The sequence below is a fragment of the Nocardioides glacieisoli genome, assembly GCF_004137245.1.
Classification (GTDB): domain Bacteria; phylum Actinomycetota; class Actinomycetes; order Propionibacteriales; family Nocardioidaceae; genus Nocardioides; species Nocardioides glacieisoli.
The window spans coordinates 337,549-354,606 of record NZ_SDWS01000004.1 but is presented as its reverse complement, the minus strand read 5'-3'; the positions used below and the strand labels follow the sequence as shown (position 1 = coordinate 354,606).

Genomic DNA, 17,058 nt, shown 5'->3' with positions numbered 1-17,058 from the left:
CCCGCTGTAACGCCGGGTTAGTGCTTGTACCCACCCCCTTCCTCGGGGGTGGGTACAGCACGTAACCCGGCGTTACAGGGTGTCCACGGGCCGGAGCGGCCTTGCTTGGAACGATCCAAGACCCGCTAGGCTGGGCCCGTGCGTAGAGCCAAGATCGTCTGCACCCTCGGCCCCGCGGTGAACACCCCGGAGGGGATCCGAGCCCTCGTCGAGGCGGGCATGGATGTTGCCCGCCTCAACATGAGCCACGGCGCGTACGCCGACCACGAGGCGGTCTACCGCCTGGTGCGTCAGGCCTCCGACGACACCGGGCACGCGATCGGCATCTTCGCCGACCTGCAGGGCCCGAAGATCCGTCTGGAGACCTTCGGCGACGGACCGGTGAAGCTCAAGAAGGGCGCCACCTTCACGATCACCACCCGCGACGTGGTGGGCGACGTCGACCAGTGCGGGACGACCTACAAGGGCCTACCGGGCGACGTGAAGCCGGGCGACCCGCTGCTGATCGACGACGGCAAGGTCCGGCTCAAGGTGACGTCGGTCGACGACACCGACGTGGTCACCGAGGTCGTCGTGCCGGGCAAGGTCTCCAACAACAAGGGGATCAACCTGCCCGGTGTCGCGGTCTCCGTGCCGGCGCTGTCGGACAAGGACACCGAGGACCTCCGCTGGGCGCTGCGCCTCGGCGTCGACTTCATCGCGCTGAGCTTCGTGCGCAACGCCAAGGACGCCGCCGACGTGCGCGCCGTGATGGAGGAGGTCGGCATCTTCGTGCCCGTCATCGCGAAGATCGAGAAGCCGCAGGCGATCGAGAACATCGACGAGATCGTCGACGCCTTCGACGGCGTCATGGTCGCGCGCGGTGACCTCGGCGTGGAGTGCCCGCTCGAGGACGTGCCGATCCACCAGAAGCTGATCATCGACAAGGCGCGTCGCAACGCGAAGCCCGTCATCGTCGCCACCCAGATGCTCGAGTCGATGATCAGTGCCCCGGCGCCGACCAGGGCCGAGGCCAGCGACGTCGCCAACGCTGTGCTCGACGGCGCTGACGCGGTCATGCTCTCGGGCGAGACGAGCGTGGGGGAGTACCCCATCGTGGCCGTGGAGACGATGGCTCGGATCGTGCAGTCCACCGAGGAGCACGGGCTGAGCCACATGGCCGAGGTCGAGTGGCAGCCGCACACCCGCGGCGGCATCATCGCCAAGGCGGCCGCCGAGGTCGCCGAGCGCGTCGAGGCCAAGTACGTCGTCGCCTTCACCGTCAGCGGCGACTCGGCCAAGCGGCTCTCGCGCTACCGCGGCCCGATCCCGGTCCTCGCCTTCACCCCCCTCCCGCGCACGCGCTCCCAGCTGGCGCTGACGTGGGGCGTGGAGACCTTCCTCGGCGCCGACGTCGAGCACACCGACGAGATGGTGCGCCAGGTCGACGAGGCCCTGCTCGACATCGGCCGGGTCAAGGAGGGCGACCTCGTGGTGATCATCGCCGGCAGCCCGCCGGGCATCCCCGGCTCGACCAACGCGCTCCGCATCCACCGGATGGGCGACGCCATCAACGGCGCCGCACCGGCCTACCGCCGGACCTGACGCCTCCCGCCAGCACGCGAGCGGTGGTGGAGCCACATTCCCCTCGCCGAGAATGTGGGTGGGCCACCGCTGCCGACGGCAACACGCCGGCGTACGCCGAGGGGCGGTGGTGGAGCCACATTCCGCTCGCCGAGAATGTGGGTGGACCACCGCTCGGGCGGTGGAACTCGGTGCCCCGGGTGAGATTCGAACTCACACTGAATGCTGTTTGAGAGCATCGCCTCTGCCGTTGGGCTACCGGGGCTGAATCGGCGTCGGAACCCTATCCGACTAGCCTCATGCCCGTGACGCAGCCTGACGCAAGCCCCGCCCCGGACGACGTACGCCGTGTCGTGATCGCGGAGGACGAGGCCCTGATCCGCATGGACCTCGCCGAGATGCTGGGGGAGGAGGGGTACGACGTCGTGGGCCAGGCCGGCGACGGTCAGAAGGCCATCGAGCTGGCGCGCGAGCTGCGACCCGACCTCGTCATCCTCGACGTGAAGATGCCGGTCCTCGACGGCATCGCCGCCGCGGAGACCATCGCGGCCGAGCGGATCGCGCCGGTGGTGATCCTGACGGCGTTCTCCCAGCGCGACCTCGTCTCGCGGGCCCGCGACGCCGGCGCGATGGCGTACCTCGTGAAGCCGTTCCAGAGGGGCGACCTCGTGCCCGCCATCGAGATGGCCGTGAGCCGATACAGCGAGATCGCCGTCCTCGAGCGCGAGGTCAGCGACCTGCAGGAGTCGCTCGCGACCCGCAAGTCCGTCGACCGCGCCAAGGGCGTGCTGCAGGAGAAGCTCGGGCTCAGCGAGACCGAGGCGTTCCGGTGGATCCAGAAGACCGCGATGGACCTCCGGCTGTCGATGAAGCAGGTCGCCGACGGGGTCGTCGAGCACGGTGTGTCGGGGCTCGGGCGTGCCGCCGGCGAGCCCGCGGAGGACACCTCGGAGCAGCCCCCCTCATAGCACCGGATGTGACGGACGCGTTTCCGGTACAGACCGGTTGGTCACGAAACTGCAACGGCACACCTTTAGCGGGCGTCAATCGTGTCCCGCGCCACATTCCGGGTGTTAGGTTCCACGCCACGAGGCTGCCGAGGTGGACAGCCCTAATACCCAGAACTGTGGAGGGATCAATGATCCGCTCAACCAAGACGTGGCAGGCAGTCGCGCTGACCGCGGTCGCCGGGCTCGCGCTCAGCGCCTGTGGCACCACCGACACCGGTGGCGGCAGCAGCGGTGGCGGCGACGAAGGCGGCGACTGCAACTTCAAGATCGCCGCGATGGGCGCCCTGTCGGGCCCCAACGCCAGCATCGTCGTCCCGTCCGTCGACGGCGCGCAGCTTGCGCTCGACCAGTGGGACGGCGGGGACTGCACCGTCGAGATGGAGCGCTTCGACACCGAGGGTGACCCGGCCAAGGCCACGCCGGTCGCGACCCAGATCGCCGGTGACGAGTCGTTCATCGGTGTCATCGGTGGCGCGTTCTCCGGTGAGACCCGCGCGACCAAGACCATCTACCAGGATGGCGGCATCCCGATGATCAGCCAGTCGGCCACTGCGACCGACCTGACGCAGGAGGACCCGGTCGAGGTGTTCCACCGCCTCGTGCCGTACGACGACTACCAGGGCGCGGCGATCGCCAAGTACCTCACCGACGAGGTCGGCGCCACCAAGGTGTTCGTCATCGACAACGCCGAGGCCTACGGCGAGCCGCTGGCCGACCGCGTCGAGGAGACCCTCGGCGACGCGATGATCCAGCGCGACAAGACCGAGGTCGGCCAGACCGACTTCGCGCCGACCATCTCGAAGATCGAGTCGGCCCAGCCCGACGCGATCATGTACGGCGGCTACATCGCCGAGGCGGCCCCGCTGCTCAAGCAGATCCGTGACGCGGGCATCGACGTCCCGTTCATCGGTGGTGACGGCCTCTACGGTGCCGACTTCGGCAACGCCGTGGGCGAGGCCGGCGAGGGTGCGGTCGTGATGTGCCCCTGTGCCCCGATCGACGAGTCCAGCACGTTCGCTGCTGACTTCGAGGAGGCCTACGGCGGCGCCCCCGGCGCCTACGCGGCCGAGGGCTACGACGCCATGACCGTGTTCCTCAAGGGCCTCGAGGACGGCGCGCGTGACCGCGCGGCGATGCAGGAGTTCGTCACCGGCTACACCGGCGACGGCCTCAGCAAGTCCATCGCGTTCGACGAGAACGGCGACGTCCCGCAGGACCAGGTCTCCTACTGGGCCTACAAGAACACGGGCGGCACGCTGCAGCCCGAGGTCGAGGTCAAGCCGGCCGAGTAGTTCGCACCACTTGCATGAACCATCGCGGGGGCGGCCGATCCTGGCCGCCCCCGCTCCATGGCCCCGGCAGGGGCTCAGTCTGGGAGGGTCCTGAGTGGACTTCGACGCCCTGATCAGCGGGTTGGACCGACACACGTTGGACGGCATCACCCGCGGATCCATCTACGCGCTCGTCGCGCTCGGCTACACCATGGTGTACGGCGTGATGAAGCTCATCAACTTCGCCCACTCCGAGGTGTTCATGGTGGGCACCTGGACCGTCCTGGGTGTCTACACCGCCATCGGGGCGACGAGCGGCTCGGGCCTCGCGATGGTCATCGGCGCCACGCTCCTCGCCCTCATCGCGGCGATGCTGGCGTCCGCAGGCACCGCGCTCGCCGTCGAGCGGATCGCCTACCGGCCCCTTCGCAAGAAGGGCGCGCCGGCCCTCATCTTCCTGATCACCGGCATCGGCTGCTCGATGGTCCTCGTCGAGGTCTTCGGCCAGGTGCTGCGGGTGTTCTTCGGACGCCCCTTCGGCCGCGTGACCGTGAACATCCCGGCCGTGCTGGAGACCAAGACCGTCTTCACCATCCCGGGCGTCGACCTCGCGGTGAGCAACACCCGCATCCTCATCATCGTCGGCGCCATCGTCATGATGCTCGCGCTCGACGCCTTCGTGAACCGGAGCCGGCTCGGCCGCGGCGTCCGCGCCGTGGCGCAGGACCCCGACACCGCCTCGCTCATGGGCGTCAACCAGGAGCGCGTGATCATGCTGGTCTTCGTCCTGGGCGGCGCGATGGCCGGTGTGGCTGCGTTGCTCTACACCGTCCAGTACGACATCACGAAGTTCGACATCGGCTTCATCATCGGGCTCAAGGCCTTCACGGCCGCTGTCCTGGGCGGCATCGGCAACCTCCGCGGAGCCCTCGTCGGCGGCCTGTTCCTCGGCATCGTCGAGGTCTACGCCTCGGCCGTCTGGGACTCCAGCTGGACCAACGTGTACGCGTTCGTGGTCCTGGTCGTCGTCCTGATGTTCCGCCCCACCGGCATCCTCGGTGAATCGCTCGGAAAGGCACGCGCATGAGCCAGATCCTCGACGCCGTTCGTGGCCTCGCCCTCGGCGAGCGCTGGAACCACGCCCCCAAGGTCGTCCGGTGGGCCGTGATGCTGCTGGTGATCGCGTTCGCGTTCTACCTGCCCTACCTCAACATCCTGCCGTTCGCCTACATCCGCACCGACCTCACGGCGAGCGGGTCCGACTGGGCCAGCGTGCTGTTCCTGATCGTCGTCTACATGATCGTGGCCGTGGGGCTCAACGTCGTCATCGGCCTGGCCGGGCTCCTCGACCTCGGCTACGTCGGCTTCTACGCGCTCGGCGCCTACTCGGTGGCGATCTTCGGATCGACCAACTCGCCGGTCGTCCAGGCGCTCCAGAGCCGGTTCGGGTTGTCGGAGGACTGGGCCGTTCCGTTCGCGGTCTGCATCCCGATCGCCATCCTGGTCTCCCTCGTGGCCGGTGTGATCCTCGGCGCCCCGACGCTGCGGCTGCGCGGTGACTACCTCGCCATCGTGACGCTCGGCTTCGGCGAGATCATCCGCATCACGTTCCGCAACCTCGACGGCATCTCCAACGGCGCCGCGGGCATCACCGGGGTGCCGGTCCCGCCCGGGCCCGAGACCGACGGCCGTGCGTTCTTCAACACGATCGACGCCGAGCGGTGGTACTGGCTGGCGCTGGCCATCCTCATCCTCCTCATCTTCCTGGCCCGCCGCCTCGAGCACAGCCGTGTCGGCCGTGCCTGGCTGGCGATCCGCGAGGACGAGGACGCCGCCGCCGTCATGGGAGTCGCCGGCTTCAAGTTCAAGCTGTGGGCCTTCGCCATCGGCGCGACCCTCGGCGGCCTGGCCGGACTGCTGTTCGGCTCGAAGCAGCAGTACGTCGAGCCCAACGCGTTCATGGTCAACCTGTCCTTCCTCTTCGTGGCCATGGTGGTCATCGGTGGGTCGGGCAACATCTTCGGCGCACTCCTCGGCGCCTTCCTGCTCACCTACCTGCCGGAGCGGTTCCGCGAGTTCGTCGACTGGCGTCCCTTCGCCTTCGGTGTCGCACTGGTGGCCGTGATGATCCTGCGCCCGCAGGGCCTCGTGCCCAGCAGACGAAGGGCCAGGGAGTTCGAGGATCGACGACACGAGGCAGAGGAGGCTGCGGCAGATGTCTGAGCAGCGCATGACGCAGGACATGGCCGAGGAGCTCAAGGACACCTCGGACCACGACCTCATCGAGATGCACACCTCGGGCGAGGTGGGGGAGACGCTGCTCGAGGTCGACCACGTCACGTTGCGCTTCGGCGGCGTGGTGGCGCTCAACGACGTCAACTTCGAGATCCGCCGCGGTGAGATCCTCGGCCTGATCGGTCCCAACGGGGCCGGCAAGACGACGTGCTTCAACGCGATGACCGGCGTCTACACCCCCACCGAGGGCAAGATCCGGTTCAAGGGCAAGGAGATCGCGGGCACCAAGCCGCACAAGATCAACCACCTCGGCATCGCGCGCACGTTCCAGAACATCCGTCTCTTCCCGGAGATGTCGGCGCTCGAGAACGTCATGGTCGGCTGCGACGCCCGCCACAAGTCGAGCGTCGTGGGCGTCCTCTTCCGCACCTACCGGGTGCGCCCCGCGGAGGACGAGCTCCCGGAGAGCGGCATCCGTCGGAGTCTCGCCAAGGTGTTCGGCGTCAGCCGCCACACCCTGGAGGAGCGCGCCGGACGGCGCCGCTCCATGGAGCTGCTGCGCTTCGTCGGCATCGCCGACCGGGCCCACGAGCTCGCGCGCAACCTGCCCTACGGCTACCAGCGTCGTCTGGAGATCGCCCGCGCCCTGGCCACGGAGCCCGAGCTGATCTGCCTCGACGAGCCGGCTGCCGGCTTCAACCCGGCGGAGAAGGAGGACCTCATGGGCCTCATCCGCCGGATCCGCGACCTGGGGCACACCGTCCTGGTCATCGAGCACGACATGAAGCTCGTGCTCGGGGTCACCGACCGGATCGTCGTGCTGGAGTTCGGCTCGAAGATCGCAGAGGGCACTCCCGACGAGGTCGCCCGCAACCCGAAGGTCATCGCCGCCTACCTGGGAGAGCCCGACGATGCTGCTTGAGATGAAGGACGCCGTTCTCAGCTACGGCAAGATCGAGGCCCTCCACGGGATCAGCGTGCAGGTCAAGGAGGGCGAGGTCGTCTCGCTGATCGGAGCCAACGGGGCCGGCAAGACCTCCACGATGCGCGCGCTCTCCGGCGTACGCGGACTGTCGGCGGGCTCGGTCGTGTTCAACGGCGAGGACGTCACCAAGCTGCGCGCCGACCAGCGCCTGCGCCTGGGACTCGTGCTGTGCCCCGAGGGTCGCGGGATCTTCCCCGGCATGACGGTCACCGAGAACCTCAACATGGGCGCCTACACCCGCAAGGACAAGGCGGCCATCGACGAGGACTACGACCGCGTGTTCGGGCTGTTCCCGCGACTGCTGGAGCGCAAGAAGCAGGTCGCCGGCACGATGTCGGGCGGTGAGCAGCAGATGCTGGCCATCGGCCGCGCCCTCATGTCGCGTCCCAAGCTGCTGATGCTCGACGAGCCGTCGATGGGCCTGGCGCCGATGCTGATCCAGCAGATCTTCGACATCATCACCGAGATCTCGCAGCAGGGCACGACGATCCTCGTGGTCGAGCAGAACGCCAAGCAGGCGCTCTCGCGCAGCGACCGTGCCTACGTGCTGGAGACGGGGAACATCGTCAAGACCGGCACGGGTGCCGAGCTCCTCGACGATCCGTCGGTGCGCGAGGCCTACCTCGGCGTAGCCTGATCGCATGGCCGGGCGATAGGGTCGCCCGGATGTGGTGCCGTGAAAGGACGGCAGGGGGCCACTGTCGGTGCTCGAGGAAGTGGTGGGTCGATGAGCCGGACGCCGGTGACCGTACGCGCAGCAGAGCCCTCTGACGCCGCCTCGCTGCGCGAGCTGTGGGGCGACATCCTCAGGCGCGGAGGGCTCGACGAGCAGCTCGCCGACGTCTCCACCGTCATCGCGACGGCGTCCGAGCGCGAGGACCACTGCATCGCCGTGGCCGAGATCGACGGGGAGGTCGCGGGAGCGGTCTACCTCGAGGCCACGACCTTCACGCCGCTCAACCTCGAGCCGGCCGTGCTGGCCGTGTCGCCGCACGTCCTGCCGCGGTTCCGCCGCAAGGGCGTGGGCAGTGCGCTCATGGAGGCGGCCTGCCGCTTCGCCGAGCAACGCGGCATCACGCACGTGCAGACGGCGGCCGCGGCGGAGGCGCGTGACGCCAACCGGTTCATGGCGCGGCTGTCCTTCGCCCCGCAGGCCATGCTGCGCGCGGCGACCACCAGCGCCGTACGAGCCCGGCTCCCGCAGGGGCGCCAGGTGACCCAGGCGGCGCCTCATCGCCAGCGCATCGACCGGGTCCTCGCGGCCCGTCGGGTGCGTCGCGAGCGCGTCCCGGGCTAGGCCTTCGGTGCGTCCAGCAGGGCGCAGGTGATCCGCGAGGTGCAGACGCGCTTGCCGCGATCGTCGGTGATGACGATGTCGTACGACGTCGACGACCGGCCCAGGTGGATCGCGGTCGCGACGCCCGTGACGATCCCCGAGGTGGCCGAGCGGTGGTGGGTGGCGTTGATGTCGACACCCACGGCGATCTTCTGCGGGTAGGCGTGGATCGCCGACCCGATGGAGCCCAGGGTCTCGGCCAGCACGACCGACGCCCCACCGTGGAGCAGGCCGAACGGCTGGGTGTTGCCGTCGACCGGCATCGTCGCCACCACGCGCTCGGCGGAGACCTCGACGAGCTGCACGCCCATCTTGTCGTTGAGGCGGCCGTTGCCCTCGGGGAGGAACGCGAGGAGGTCCTCGATGCTGAGGCCGGCCAGGCTCTGCGGAGGGGAGTCAGGGGTCTCGCTCATGGGGCCCATTCTGCTGTCGGTGGCGACGGATAGAGTCGGCGGGTGCCTGAGACGACCGACCAGACCCGTCCCCGCCTCCTCCTGCTCGACGGGCACTCGCTGGCCTACCGGGCGTTCTTCGCGCTCCCTGTCGAGAACTTCGCGACGGCCGACGGGCAGCACACCAACGCGGTCTACGGGTTCACCTCGATGCTGGTCAACGTCCTGCGCGACGAGCAGCCGACCCACGTCGCGGTCGCCTTCGACAAGTCGCGCCAGACCTTCCGGCTGGAGGAGTACAGCGAGTACAAGGCCAAGCGCAACAAGACCCCCGACGAGTTCGGCAGCCAGCTGCCGCTGATCCGACGGCTGCTCGACGCGCTGCGGATCCAGCACCTCTCGATGGACGGCTTCGAGGCCGACGACATCATCGCGACGCTGGCCACGCAGGGGCTGGCCGAGGGCATGCAGGTCCTGATCATGACCGGTGACCGCGACTCCATCCAGCTCGTCACCGAGGACTCCACCGTGCTCTACACGTTGCGCGGCGTCAGCGAGCTGGCGCGGTTCACACCCGCAGCGGTGGAGGAGAAGTACGGCGTCCCGCCGCACCGCTACCCCGAGCTCGCAGCGATCGTGGGGGAGACCTCCGACAACCTCCCGGGCGTCCCCGGCGTCGGTCAGGGCTACGCCGCGAAGTGGATCAACCAGTTCGACGGCCTCGACAACGTGATCGCCCGCGCCGACGAGATCACCGGCAAGAAGGGCGAGGCACTGCGCGCCCACCTCGGCGACGTGATCCGCAACCGGCGCCTCAATGCTCTCGTCCGCGACCTCACCCTCCCGATCCGTCCGGACGGCCTGGCACGCCAGCCGTGGGACCGCACCGAGGGCCTCGCGCTGCTCGACGAGCTGGAGTTCCGCGGCGAGCTGCGGGGCCGGCTGCTCGAGACGATCGATCCCGACCCCACCGAGAGTCTCGAGGCGGAGTCGGGCTTCGAGCTCGACGGCCGGCGGCTCGCGTTCGGCGAGGCGGCTGCCTGGCTGGAGGAGCACGCGCCCGCCGGTGAGCGCGTCGGGGTGGCGGTCCAGGGCAGCTGGCGAGCCGGCACCGGCGAGGTCGTGTCCGTCGCCGTCGCGACCAGCGAGGGCCAGGCCGCGTGGATCGACGTCGCCGACATCAGTCCCGACGACGACGCGGCCGTGGCCGCCTGGCTGGCGGACCCGGCGCGGCCGAAGGCCCTCCACGACGCCAACGGCCCGAGCCTCGCGCTCGCCGCTCGCGGCTGGGAGCTCGCCGGGCTCGTCGTCGACACCGCGCTCGCCGCCTACCTCGTCCAGCCCGACCAGCGGTCCTACGACCTCGCCGACCTCACCCTGCGCTACCTCAAGCGCGAGCTGCGCCAGGACACGACCGACGCCGACCAGCTCAGCTTCGACGCGCTCGACGACACGACCGCGAGCGACGCGGCGATGCTCACCGCGCGCGCCGTCCTCGACCTGGCCGACGCGCTCGACGGGGCGGTGGAGGAGCACGGCGGCACCCAGCTCCTGAGCGACGTCGAGCTGCCGCTGATCGGCACGCTGGTGCGGATGGAGCAGGTCGGCATCGCTGTCGACACCGACTACCTCGAGGGTCTCGAGTCCGACTTCGGGGACCAGGTCCGCACCGCGGCCAACGACGCCTACGACGTGATCGGCAAGGAGATCAACCTCGGCTCGCCCAAGCAGCTGCAGGTGGTGCTCTTCGACGAGCTCGACATGCCCAAGACCAAGCGCACGAAGACGGGATACACGACCGACGCCGACGCCCTGCAGGTGCTGTTCGAGAAGACCGAGCACCCGTTCCTCCAGCACCTGCTGCGCCACCGCGACGTGATCCGGCTGCGCCAGACGGTCGAGGGGCTGCTCAAGACCGTCGCCTCGGACGGCCGCATCCACACGACCTACAACCAGATCATCGCCGCGACGGGTCGGCTCTCCAGCACCGACCCCAACCTGCAGAACATCCCGATCCGCACCGAGGCCGGTCGCCGGATCCGGGAGGCGTTCGTGGTCGGCGAGGGCAACGAGTCGCTGCTGACGGCCGACTACAGCCAGGTGGAGATGCGGATCATGGCCCACCTGTCCGAGGACGCCCTGCTCATCGAGGCGTTCCGGTCGGGGCAGGACTTCCACTCGATCACCGCAGCCAAGGTGTTCGGTGTCGACGCCGCGGACGTGAGCGTCGAGCAGCGCGCGAAGATCAAGGCGATGAACTACGGCCTGGCCTACGGGCTGTCCGCGTTCGGCCTGTCGCAGCAGCTGCGCATCAGCACCAGCGAGGCGGCGAGGCTGATGGAGGAGTACTTCGAGACCTTCGGCGGCGTCCGCGACTACCTCGGCGGCATCGTCGACGAGGCCCGCAAGTCCGGGTTCACCGAGACCATCCTCGGTCGCCGCCGCTACCTGCCCGACCTCACCAGCGACAACCGGCAGCGACGCGACACCGCCGAGCGGATGGCCCTCAACGCGCCGATCCAGGGCTCGGCCGCCGACCTGGTCAAGGTCGCGATGCTCGGCGTCGAGCGCGCCCTGACCGAGCAGGGGCTGCGCTCACGGATGCTGCTGCAGGTCCACGACGAGCTCGTCTTCGAGGTGGCGCCCGGCGAGGGCGACGCGCTCGCCGAGCTGGTCCGCACCGAGATGGGTGGAGCGGCCGACCTGACCGTCCCGCTCGACGTGTCGATCGGCACCGGCCGCAGCTGGCACGACGCGGCTCACTGACGCCGAAGGCGTCAGGCTGCCCCGCTCACCCGATGCTCGGGCCCGGCTCGTCGGGGCTGCTCGCGCCGTCGGCGTCGCTGGCAGTGCCGGCGGCGCGCGGTCGACGCAACATCACCGCACTGATCACCAGGAGCACGACCAGCAGGACGGCGTCGACGACGAGCACGGTGGCGAGCAGGGCCGCGACGGTCGAGATCATCGTGGTGGCGATGCCCACCAGCGCGGCCAGGGCCGCCCACACCAGGACGATCGACGCAGTGCCCTGACGCGCGAGGACCGAGTAGACCAGCAGCTGCAGGATCGCCATCGTGGTGCCGAGCAACGCGAAGAGCCACAGGATGTCGCGGACCTCGTCGTACTCCCGACCGCCGGCGAAGACCAGGGCGAGGTCGGGCAGCAGCGCGGTGCCGACCACGCAGGCAGCGCCTAGCCCGGCCACGATGCTCAGGCTCGCCACGAGCGCGCGGCCGCGGTTCACCTCCGACGACAGGGACGGGAAGGCGATCACGATGACGAACTGCGGCAGGAACATCACCGTGCGGGTCACGATCAGGCCGGCGGCGTACAGACCGGAGTCGTGGGCGTCGAGGACCGACCGGGCGACGAGCATGTCGCTGTTGGTGAGGGCGAAGTAGGCGAAGAGCGCCTGAGAGTTCAGGACCGTCTCCCGGACGATGGGCAGCAGGCCGTGACGGGCGTCGGTCTCACCGGTGTCCCGCGGGTGCCGCAGCACCGCCATCCCGTAGAGGACCGGGGCGTAGAACCCGATCGTCACGCCCAACAGCGCCATGAACTCGGTCGGCTGCCACAGGATCAGCGCCAGACCCACCACGAGTCGCGGCACCCCGGACAAGACGTAGAGGACGGCCAGCTGCCGCCACCTGCGCTCGCCCTGGAGGATCCCCGCCTGGGCCCCCATGAGCGTCAGCGGCATCGCCGCGAAGGCAGCGAGCGCCGCCGTCGGCAGGCTGTCGAGGTCGAGCACCCGGTTCACCAAGGGGGCACTGACCAGCAGGACCACGCCGAGCGCCAGCGCCGACCGGAACGAGACCCGCAGGATCTCGCGCTCGATCTGACCCACGTGCCCCGGCTCCGCACTGATGCGACGGGCGGCCGTGGCCTGCAGGCCGAGCTGTACGACGCTGACGATCAGCAGGAGGTTCATCAGGGCGAAGAACGCGCCGTACTGCGTGGGGCCGATGATCCGGGCCGCCGACATCGTGTAGGCGTAGGTCGCGACGTTCATGACCATCATCGCGACCGCTATCTGCCCGCTGCCGCTGAGGAGATCGCTCGCCCTGCCGGTGATGCCGGCGTGGTCGCGCACCTCGTCGCGCGGTGTGGACATGCCGGACACCCTAGGCTGTCGTCCCGTGGGAGGTCGGATGCGCGGGTCCCTGAGGCGCGCCACACCTGTGGCGTGGGCCCTGGTCCTGGCGGTGCTCCTGCTGGGTGGTGCACTCGGCCCCGGCTACGCCCTGAGCTACGACATGGTGTGGGTGCCGGACCTCGCTATTTCCCGCGACGTGCTCGGGCTCGGCACGGCCCAGCCGCGCGCTCTTCCCTCCGACGCCGTCGTCGCCGCGCTGGACGAGGTGGTCGGTGGGTCGCTGCTCCAGAAGCTGGTGCTGCTCGGGATGCTGGTGGGCGCCGGCTGCGGCTTTGCAGCGCTTGTCGGCGAGCGCAGTCTCGGTGCCCGACTCGTCGCGGTGACCGTGGGCATGTGGAACCCGTACGTCGCGGAGCGGCTGCTGCTCGGGCACTGGCCGTTGCTCATCGGGTACGCCGTCCTCCCGTGGCTCGTGGTGGCGCTGCGGGGCGGCGGTGATCCGGCGCGTCTGCCGCGCCGGGTGCTGCCCCTGCTCGTCCTCGGGAGCCTGAGCGCCAGCGCGGGCCTGATGACGGCGCTGGTCGCGCTGTCCGTCGCCGGGCGCCGGCCACGGCGGCATACGGTCCTGCTGCTCGCCGGGCTCCTCGGGGCCAACGCCCCGTGGGTGGTGGCCGGGATGTCCACTCCCGCGAGCTCCTCATCGGACCCGGTCGGTGCGGTGGTCTTCGCGACCGCGGACGAGGGCTTGATGAGCGGGCCCGTCGCAGCCCTCTCGTTCGGCGGGGTGTGGAACGCCGACGTGGTGCCCGGCTCGCGCCTGGGCATCGCTGGTCTGGTGCTCACGTTCATCCTCGTCTCTGCGGCTGCAGCCGGCATCGTTCGAGTCCGGCGCGGCACGCACGTACCCCACCTGGGGGCGCTCGCCGTGTGCTGGACCGTGGGCTGGGGCTCTGCCGTCCTGAGCTGGGCCGCGCCCGAGGCGCTCGGCTGGCTGGGCGAGCACTTCCCCGGCGGTGGCCTGGTGCGCGACGGCTCCCGGCTGCTCGGGCTCGCGGTGCCGCTGGTGGTGGTGCTCGTCGCGGTCGCAGTGGACGGCGTGCTCGAGCGGCTGCCGGACAGCGCGTCACGTGTCGTGGTCGCCGGCGTCCTGGCACTGGTGCCCCTGACGCTCATGCCGGACGCGATCTGGGGCATGCAGGGACGGCTTGTCGCGGTGGACTATCCCGACGCCTACGTCGACGCGCGCCGGGCGGTGGCCCGAGCCCCCGCCGGCGACGCGTTGTCGCTGCCGTTCGAGTCCTACCGGACACCTGCCTGGAACGGTGACCGCCGGGTCCTCGACCCGTTGGGGCGCTACCTCGGTCGCGACACGGTGGTCAACGACGTCCTCATCGTCTCCGGACGCAGCGTGGCGGGGGAGGACCCGCGCGCAGCCGTCGTGCGCCGCGCCCTCGAGGCGGGCGGCGCACGCGAGCGATCGGCGGCACTGCGGGCCGCCGGCATCTCGGTCGTCGTCGCCGAGTCGATCGTGGGGTACCCCGACGTGGACCTGGTGGGGGAGCAGGTCGTCGACGGTGACCTCTCCGTCACGGTGCTGGGACCGGCCGCCGCGCCGTCCGCGCCCACTGGACGCACCGCTGCGATGGCGCTCGCGTGGGCGGCCTGGCTCGCCGTGCTCCTCGCGACACTCGCAGCCTTGGTGAGGGGCCGTCGCGGACCGGTCGAGGCTCGTGGTGGGGCAACGGGGGTGATCGCGGACGACGGAGAGCCGGTGGACGACGCGGCCGGAATTGTCACTCAGCGTCCAACTGACTGGTAGCATCGCCGCGACGTCATCGAGAAGGGTCTTCGCACCATGGGTAACGCTGTTGCACCGATCGTGAGCATTGTCGCGGGCGCTGTTCTCGGGATCACCACGATCATGGGCGTCGTCTCCTCGCAGACGGGCGCGCCTGAGACGTCGCCCGGCAACGCCGAGGTGCCCACGTTGGAGTACGGCACCACGACCGAGTGACGTCGGAGTGCGTCCGCGCGCGCCGTCCTCCGTTCGTGCCCGCGCTCCCCGTCCCGATCACGTGACGACCGTCCGCGCCCCGGCCCTGCTCCGGGCCGCGCGACCCAAGCAGTGGGTCAAGAACCTGCTGGTGCTGGCGGTTCCGCTCGCCTCGGGTGACCTGACCGACCCCGGCGTGCTGCTGAGCACACTTCTCGCCGGGTTGTCCTTCTGCCTCCTCTCCTCGGCCGTCTACCTGCTCAACGACAGCGTCGACGTGGAGGCCGACCGGCGGCACCCGCGCAAGAAGTCGCGGCCCATCGCCTCCGGCGAGGTGTCCGTGCGCACGGCGCGCGTCGTCAGCGGCGTGCTGGCCTTGCTGGGGCTGGCCGTTGCCGCGGCCACGGCGTGGCAGCTGCTGGCCGTGATGCTGGGCTACCTCGTCCTCCAGCTCGGCTACTCGCTGTGGTTCAAGCACGAGCCCGTTCTCGACATCCTGCTCGTGACCAGTGGCTTCGTGCTCCGCGCGGTGGCCGGTGGCGTCGCGTCGGACCTCTACGTCTCGCAGTGGTTCCTGCTGGTGGCGGGGTTCGGTTCACTCTTCATCGTCGCCGGGAAGCGCTACTCCGAGCTTCACACGCTCGGAGCCGAGTCTGGCACGCGTCAGGCACTCGTGCGCTACTCGGCGACCTACTTGCGCTTCGTGTGGGGCGTCGCCGCCGCCGCCACCCTGCTGGCGTTCTCGTTGTGGGCCTTCGAGAACCCGTCGTCGGGGTCGTTGCCGTGGGCGACGATCTCCATCGCCCCGTTCGTGGCCGGGGTGCTGCGCTACGCCGTGGACATCGACGCGGGCACAGCAGCGGAGCCCGAGGACATCATCTGGGCCGACCGGGTCCTGCAGGCCATCGGCGCGGTCTGGCTGCTCACCGTGGTGCTCGGCGTCCTCGGCCTCTGAGGGCCGCGCGGGGAGCGGGCCTCGGTTGCCCCGATCACTGGGGATCCTGGCCGGCCAGGTGGTGTCGGGCGAGCACCTCGCTCACCACCGTTGCGAAGGACCGTTGCGCGCGCCCCCACGTGAAGCGGTGACTCATCTCGCGTGATCCCTCGGACAGCCGGTCCCACAGCTCCCGGTCCTGCAGGACGCGACCCAGCGAGGCGGTGAAGTCGGCCCGGTCCCGCGCCAGCAGGCCGGACACGTCGTGGGCGATGGACTCCCGGGTGCCACCGGCCGCGTGGTAGGCCACGGTGGGGGTGCCGTGCATGCCGGCCTCACCCACGACGAGACCCCAGCCCTCCTTCAGCGACGGGAGCGCCATCGCCCAGGCCGACGCGTAGATCTCGTGCTTGCGCTCCTCGGTGACGTGACCTTCGAAGGTGATCGCTCCGTCGTCCGGGGTGAGGCCGTGGCGGGCGAGGGCAGCCGCAGCGTGGTCGGTGAGCTCGTGCTCCCACCAGCCCGACCCGGCGACGGTGAGCGTCAGGTCGGGAATGCTGCGCCGCAGCTCGTCCCAAGCGTCGATGGCGTGCTCGACGCGTTTGTGCGGCACCAGCCGGCCGACCACGCAGAGCGACGGGTGTGCGGTCCGCATCCCGACCAGCGCCGGGGCCGGGTCCGTGCCGTTGTGCACCACTGCGAGGTAGTCCGGCACGACGCCCTGCTCGACGAGCTCGTCGCGCGTCGCCGTCGACACGGCGACGTACTGGCAGCCGCGGTAGAGGCGGGGCGCCACGCGCCGCTCGATGAACCACCCGATGCGGCCCACGAGGCCGGGGTAGACCACCGGCCACTGCTCGCGGTGCACGTGGTGGACCAGGACGATGATCGGGGCGTGGGTGCCGAGCCTGGTGAAGAACGGGAGGCCGTTCTGGACGTCCACCACGGCGTCCACCGCGCCGAAGCGCCGGGTCAGCAGCAAGAGCAGGCCACGGGCGTAGATGCCCATCTTCGAGCCCCGCCGGACGTACCGGATGCCGTCGCGCACCTCGTCCCTCGGTGCGAGCCCGTGCTCGGCGCAGTAGATGGTGACCCGGGCGCCGGCCTCGACGAGTCCGGCCGCAATCCGTTCGAGGTAGAGCTCCGCGCCGCCGCCCTCGGGGTTGCTGGTGTCGCGCCAGCTGAAGCAGACCACGTGCCTGCCCCGGAGGTCGGGGTTGGGAGCCATGCGCGGGACGGTATC

Annotated in this window: 15 protein-coding genes and 1 tRNA gene; 12 read left to right on the top strand and 4 right to left on the bottom strand. The window is 70.1% G+C overall.

Translation table 11 applies throughout. The annotated features are described in order from the left end of the window. Nucleotides 1-138: 138 nt before the first annotated feature. Nucleotides 139-1,584 carry a pyruvate kinase gene (pyk, locus tag EUA06_RS11475; RefSeq protein ID WP_129475645.1) on the top strand — a complete coding sequence of 482 codons (1,446 nt, stop codon included), beginning with the start codon at nt 139-141 and terminating at the stop codon, nt 1,582-1,584. 171 nt (nt 1,585-1,755) lie between these two features. Here pyk and EUA06_RS11470 read toward each other — a convergent pair. After that, nucleotides 1,756-1,828: transfer RNA gene (locus EUA06_RS11470), tRNA-Leu, on the bottom strand. Between the two features lie 34 nt (nt 1,829-1,862). On the opposite strand from EUA06_RS11470, the gene EUA06_RS11465 reads away from it, so the two are divergent. From EUA06_RS11465 to EUA06_RS11435, 7 genes are all read left to right on the top strand, one after another. Then, a complete protein-coding gene (locus EUA06_RS11465) occupies nt 1,863-2,531 on the top strand; it encodes an ANTAR domain-containing response regulator (protein WP_129475643.1) in 669 nt (222 codons plus the stop codon). A gap of 170 nt (nt 2,532-2,701) precedes the next feature. Then, nucleotides 2,702-3,865, top strand: a complete 1,164-nt coding sequence (locus EUA06_RS11460) for a branched-chain amino acid ABC transporter substrate-binding protein (RefSeq protein ID WP_129475641.1) — start codon at nt 2,702-2,704, stop codon at nt 3,863-3,865. A 94-nt stretch (nt 3,866-3,959) separates the two neighbouring features. Further along, nucleotides 3,960-4,931 carry a branched-chain amino acid ABC transporter permease gene (locus EUA06_RS11455; RefSeq protein WP_129475639.1) on the top strand — a complete coding sequence of 324 codons (972 nt, stop codon included), beginning with the start codon at nt 3,960-3,962 and terminating at the stop codon, nt 4,929-4,931. Further along, on the top strand, nt 4,928-6,067 hold the full coding sequence (locus EUA06_RS11450; RefSeq protein ID WP_129475637.1) for a branched-chain amino acid ABC transporter permease: 1,140 nt from the start codon (nt 4,928-4,930) through the stop codon (nt 6,065-6,067). The genes EUA06_RS11455 and EUA06_RS11450 overlap by 4 nt, the downstream gene beginning before the upstream one ends. Next, nucleotides 6,060-7,001, top strand: a complete 942-nt coding sequence (locus tag EUA06_RS11445; RefSeq protein WP_242498099.1) for an ABC transporter ATP-binding protein — start codon at nt 6,060-6,062, stop codon at nt 6,999-7,001. Before EUA06_RS11450 ends, EUA06_RS11445 begins: the two co-directional genes overlap by 8 nt. 1 nt (nt 7,002) lies before the next feature. Further along, nucleotides 7,003-7,701 (top strand): ABC transporter ATP-binding protein, encoded by a 699-nt coding sequence (locus EUA06_RS11440; RefSeq protein WP_242498098.1) that lies wholly within the window; start codon nt 7,003-7,005, stop codon nt 7,699-7,701. A gap of 90 nt (nt 7,702-7,791) precedes the next feature. Continuing rightward, entirely contained in the window at nt 7,792-8,361 is a 570-nt protein-coding gene (locus tag EUA06_RS11435; RefSeq protein WP_129475633.1) for a GNAT family N-acetyltransferase, read from the top strand. Here EUA06_RS11435 and EUA06_RS11430 read toward each other — a convergent pair. Then, nucleotides 8,358-8,813: a hotdog fold thioesterase gene (locus EUA06_RS11430; protein WP_129475631.1), complete on the bottom strand. Its 456-nt coding sequence runs from the start codon at nt 8,811-8,813 to the stop codon at nt 8,358-8,360. The genes EUA06_RS11435 and EUA06_RS11430 overlap by 4 nt on opposite strands. A 42-nt stretch (nt 8,814-8,855) precedes the next feature. Here EUA06_RS11430 and polA point away from each other — a divergent pair, with 42 nt between their 5' ends. Continuing rightward, nucleotides 8,856-11,558 (top strand): DNA polymerase I, encoded by a 2,703-nt coding sequence (gene polA, locus EUA06_RS11425; RefSeq protein ID WP_129475629.1) that lies wholly within the window; start codon nt 8,856-8,858, stop codon nt 11,556-11,558. A gap of 25 nt (nt 11,559-11,583) precedes the next feature. Here the strand turns inward: polA and EUA06_RS11420 are convergent, their stop codons facing one another. Next, nucleotides 11,584-12,906 carry a lipopolysaccharide biosynthesis protein gene (locus EUA06_RS11420; RefSeq protein ID WP_129475627.1) on the bottom strand — a complete coding sequence of 441 codons (1,323 nt, stop codon included), beginning with the start codon at nt 12,904-12,906 and terminating at the stop codon, nt 11,584-11,586. A gap of 37 nt (nt 12,907-12,943) precedes the next feature. On the opposite strand from EUA06_RS11420, the gene EUA06_RS11415 reads away from it, so the two are divergent. From EUA06_RS11415 to EUA06_RS11405, 3 genes are all read left to right on the top strand, one after another. Then, complete coding sequence (locus tag EUA06_RS11415; protein ID WP_129475625.1) at nt 12,944-14,707, top strand: MmpA family trehalose lipid delivery protein; 1,764 nt, start codon at nt 12,944-12,946, stop codon at nt 14,705-14,707. 36 nt (nt 14,708-14,743) lie between these two features. Then, nucleotides 14,744-14,902 carry a DUF2613 family protein gene (locus EUA06_RS11410; RefSeq protein ID WP_129475623.1) on the top strand — a complete coding sequence of 53 codons (159 nt, stop codon included), beginning with the start codon at nt 14,744-14,746 and terminating at the stop codon, nt 14,900-14,902. 61 nt (nt 14,903-14,963) lie between these two features. Further along, nucleotides 14,964-15,836 carry a decaprenyl-phosphate phosphoribosyltransferase gene (locus EUA06_RS11405; RefSeq protein WP_129475621.1) on the top strand — a complete coding sequence of 291 codons (873 nt, stop codon included), beginning with the start codon at nt 14,964-14,966 and terminating at the stop codon, nt 15,834-15,836. A gap of 34 nt (nt 15,837-15,870) precedes the next feature. Here EUA06_RS11405 and EUA06_RS11400 read toward each other — a convergent pair whose 3' ends face one another. Beyond that, nucleotides 15,871-17,043, bottom strand: coding sequence for a glycosyltransferase family 4 protein (locus EUA06_RS11400; protein WP_129475619.1), 1,173 nt, complete (start codon nt 17,041-17,043; stop codon nt 15,871-15,873). Between the last annotated feature and the right edge of the window lie 15 nt (nt 17,044-17,058).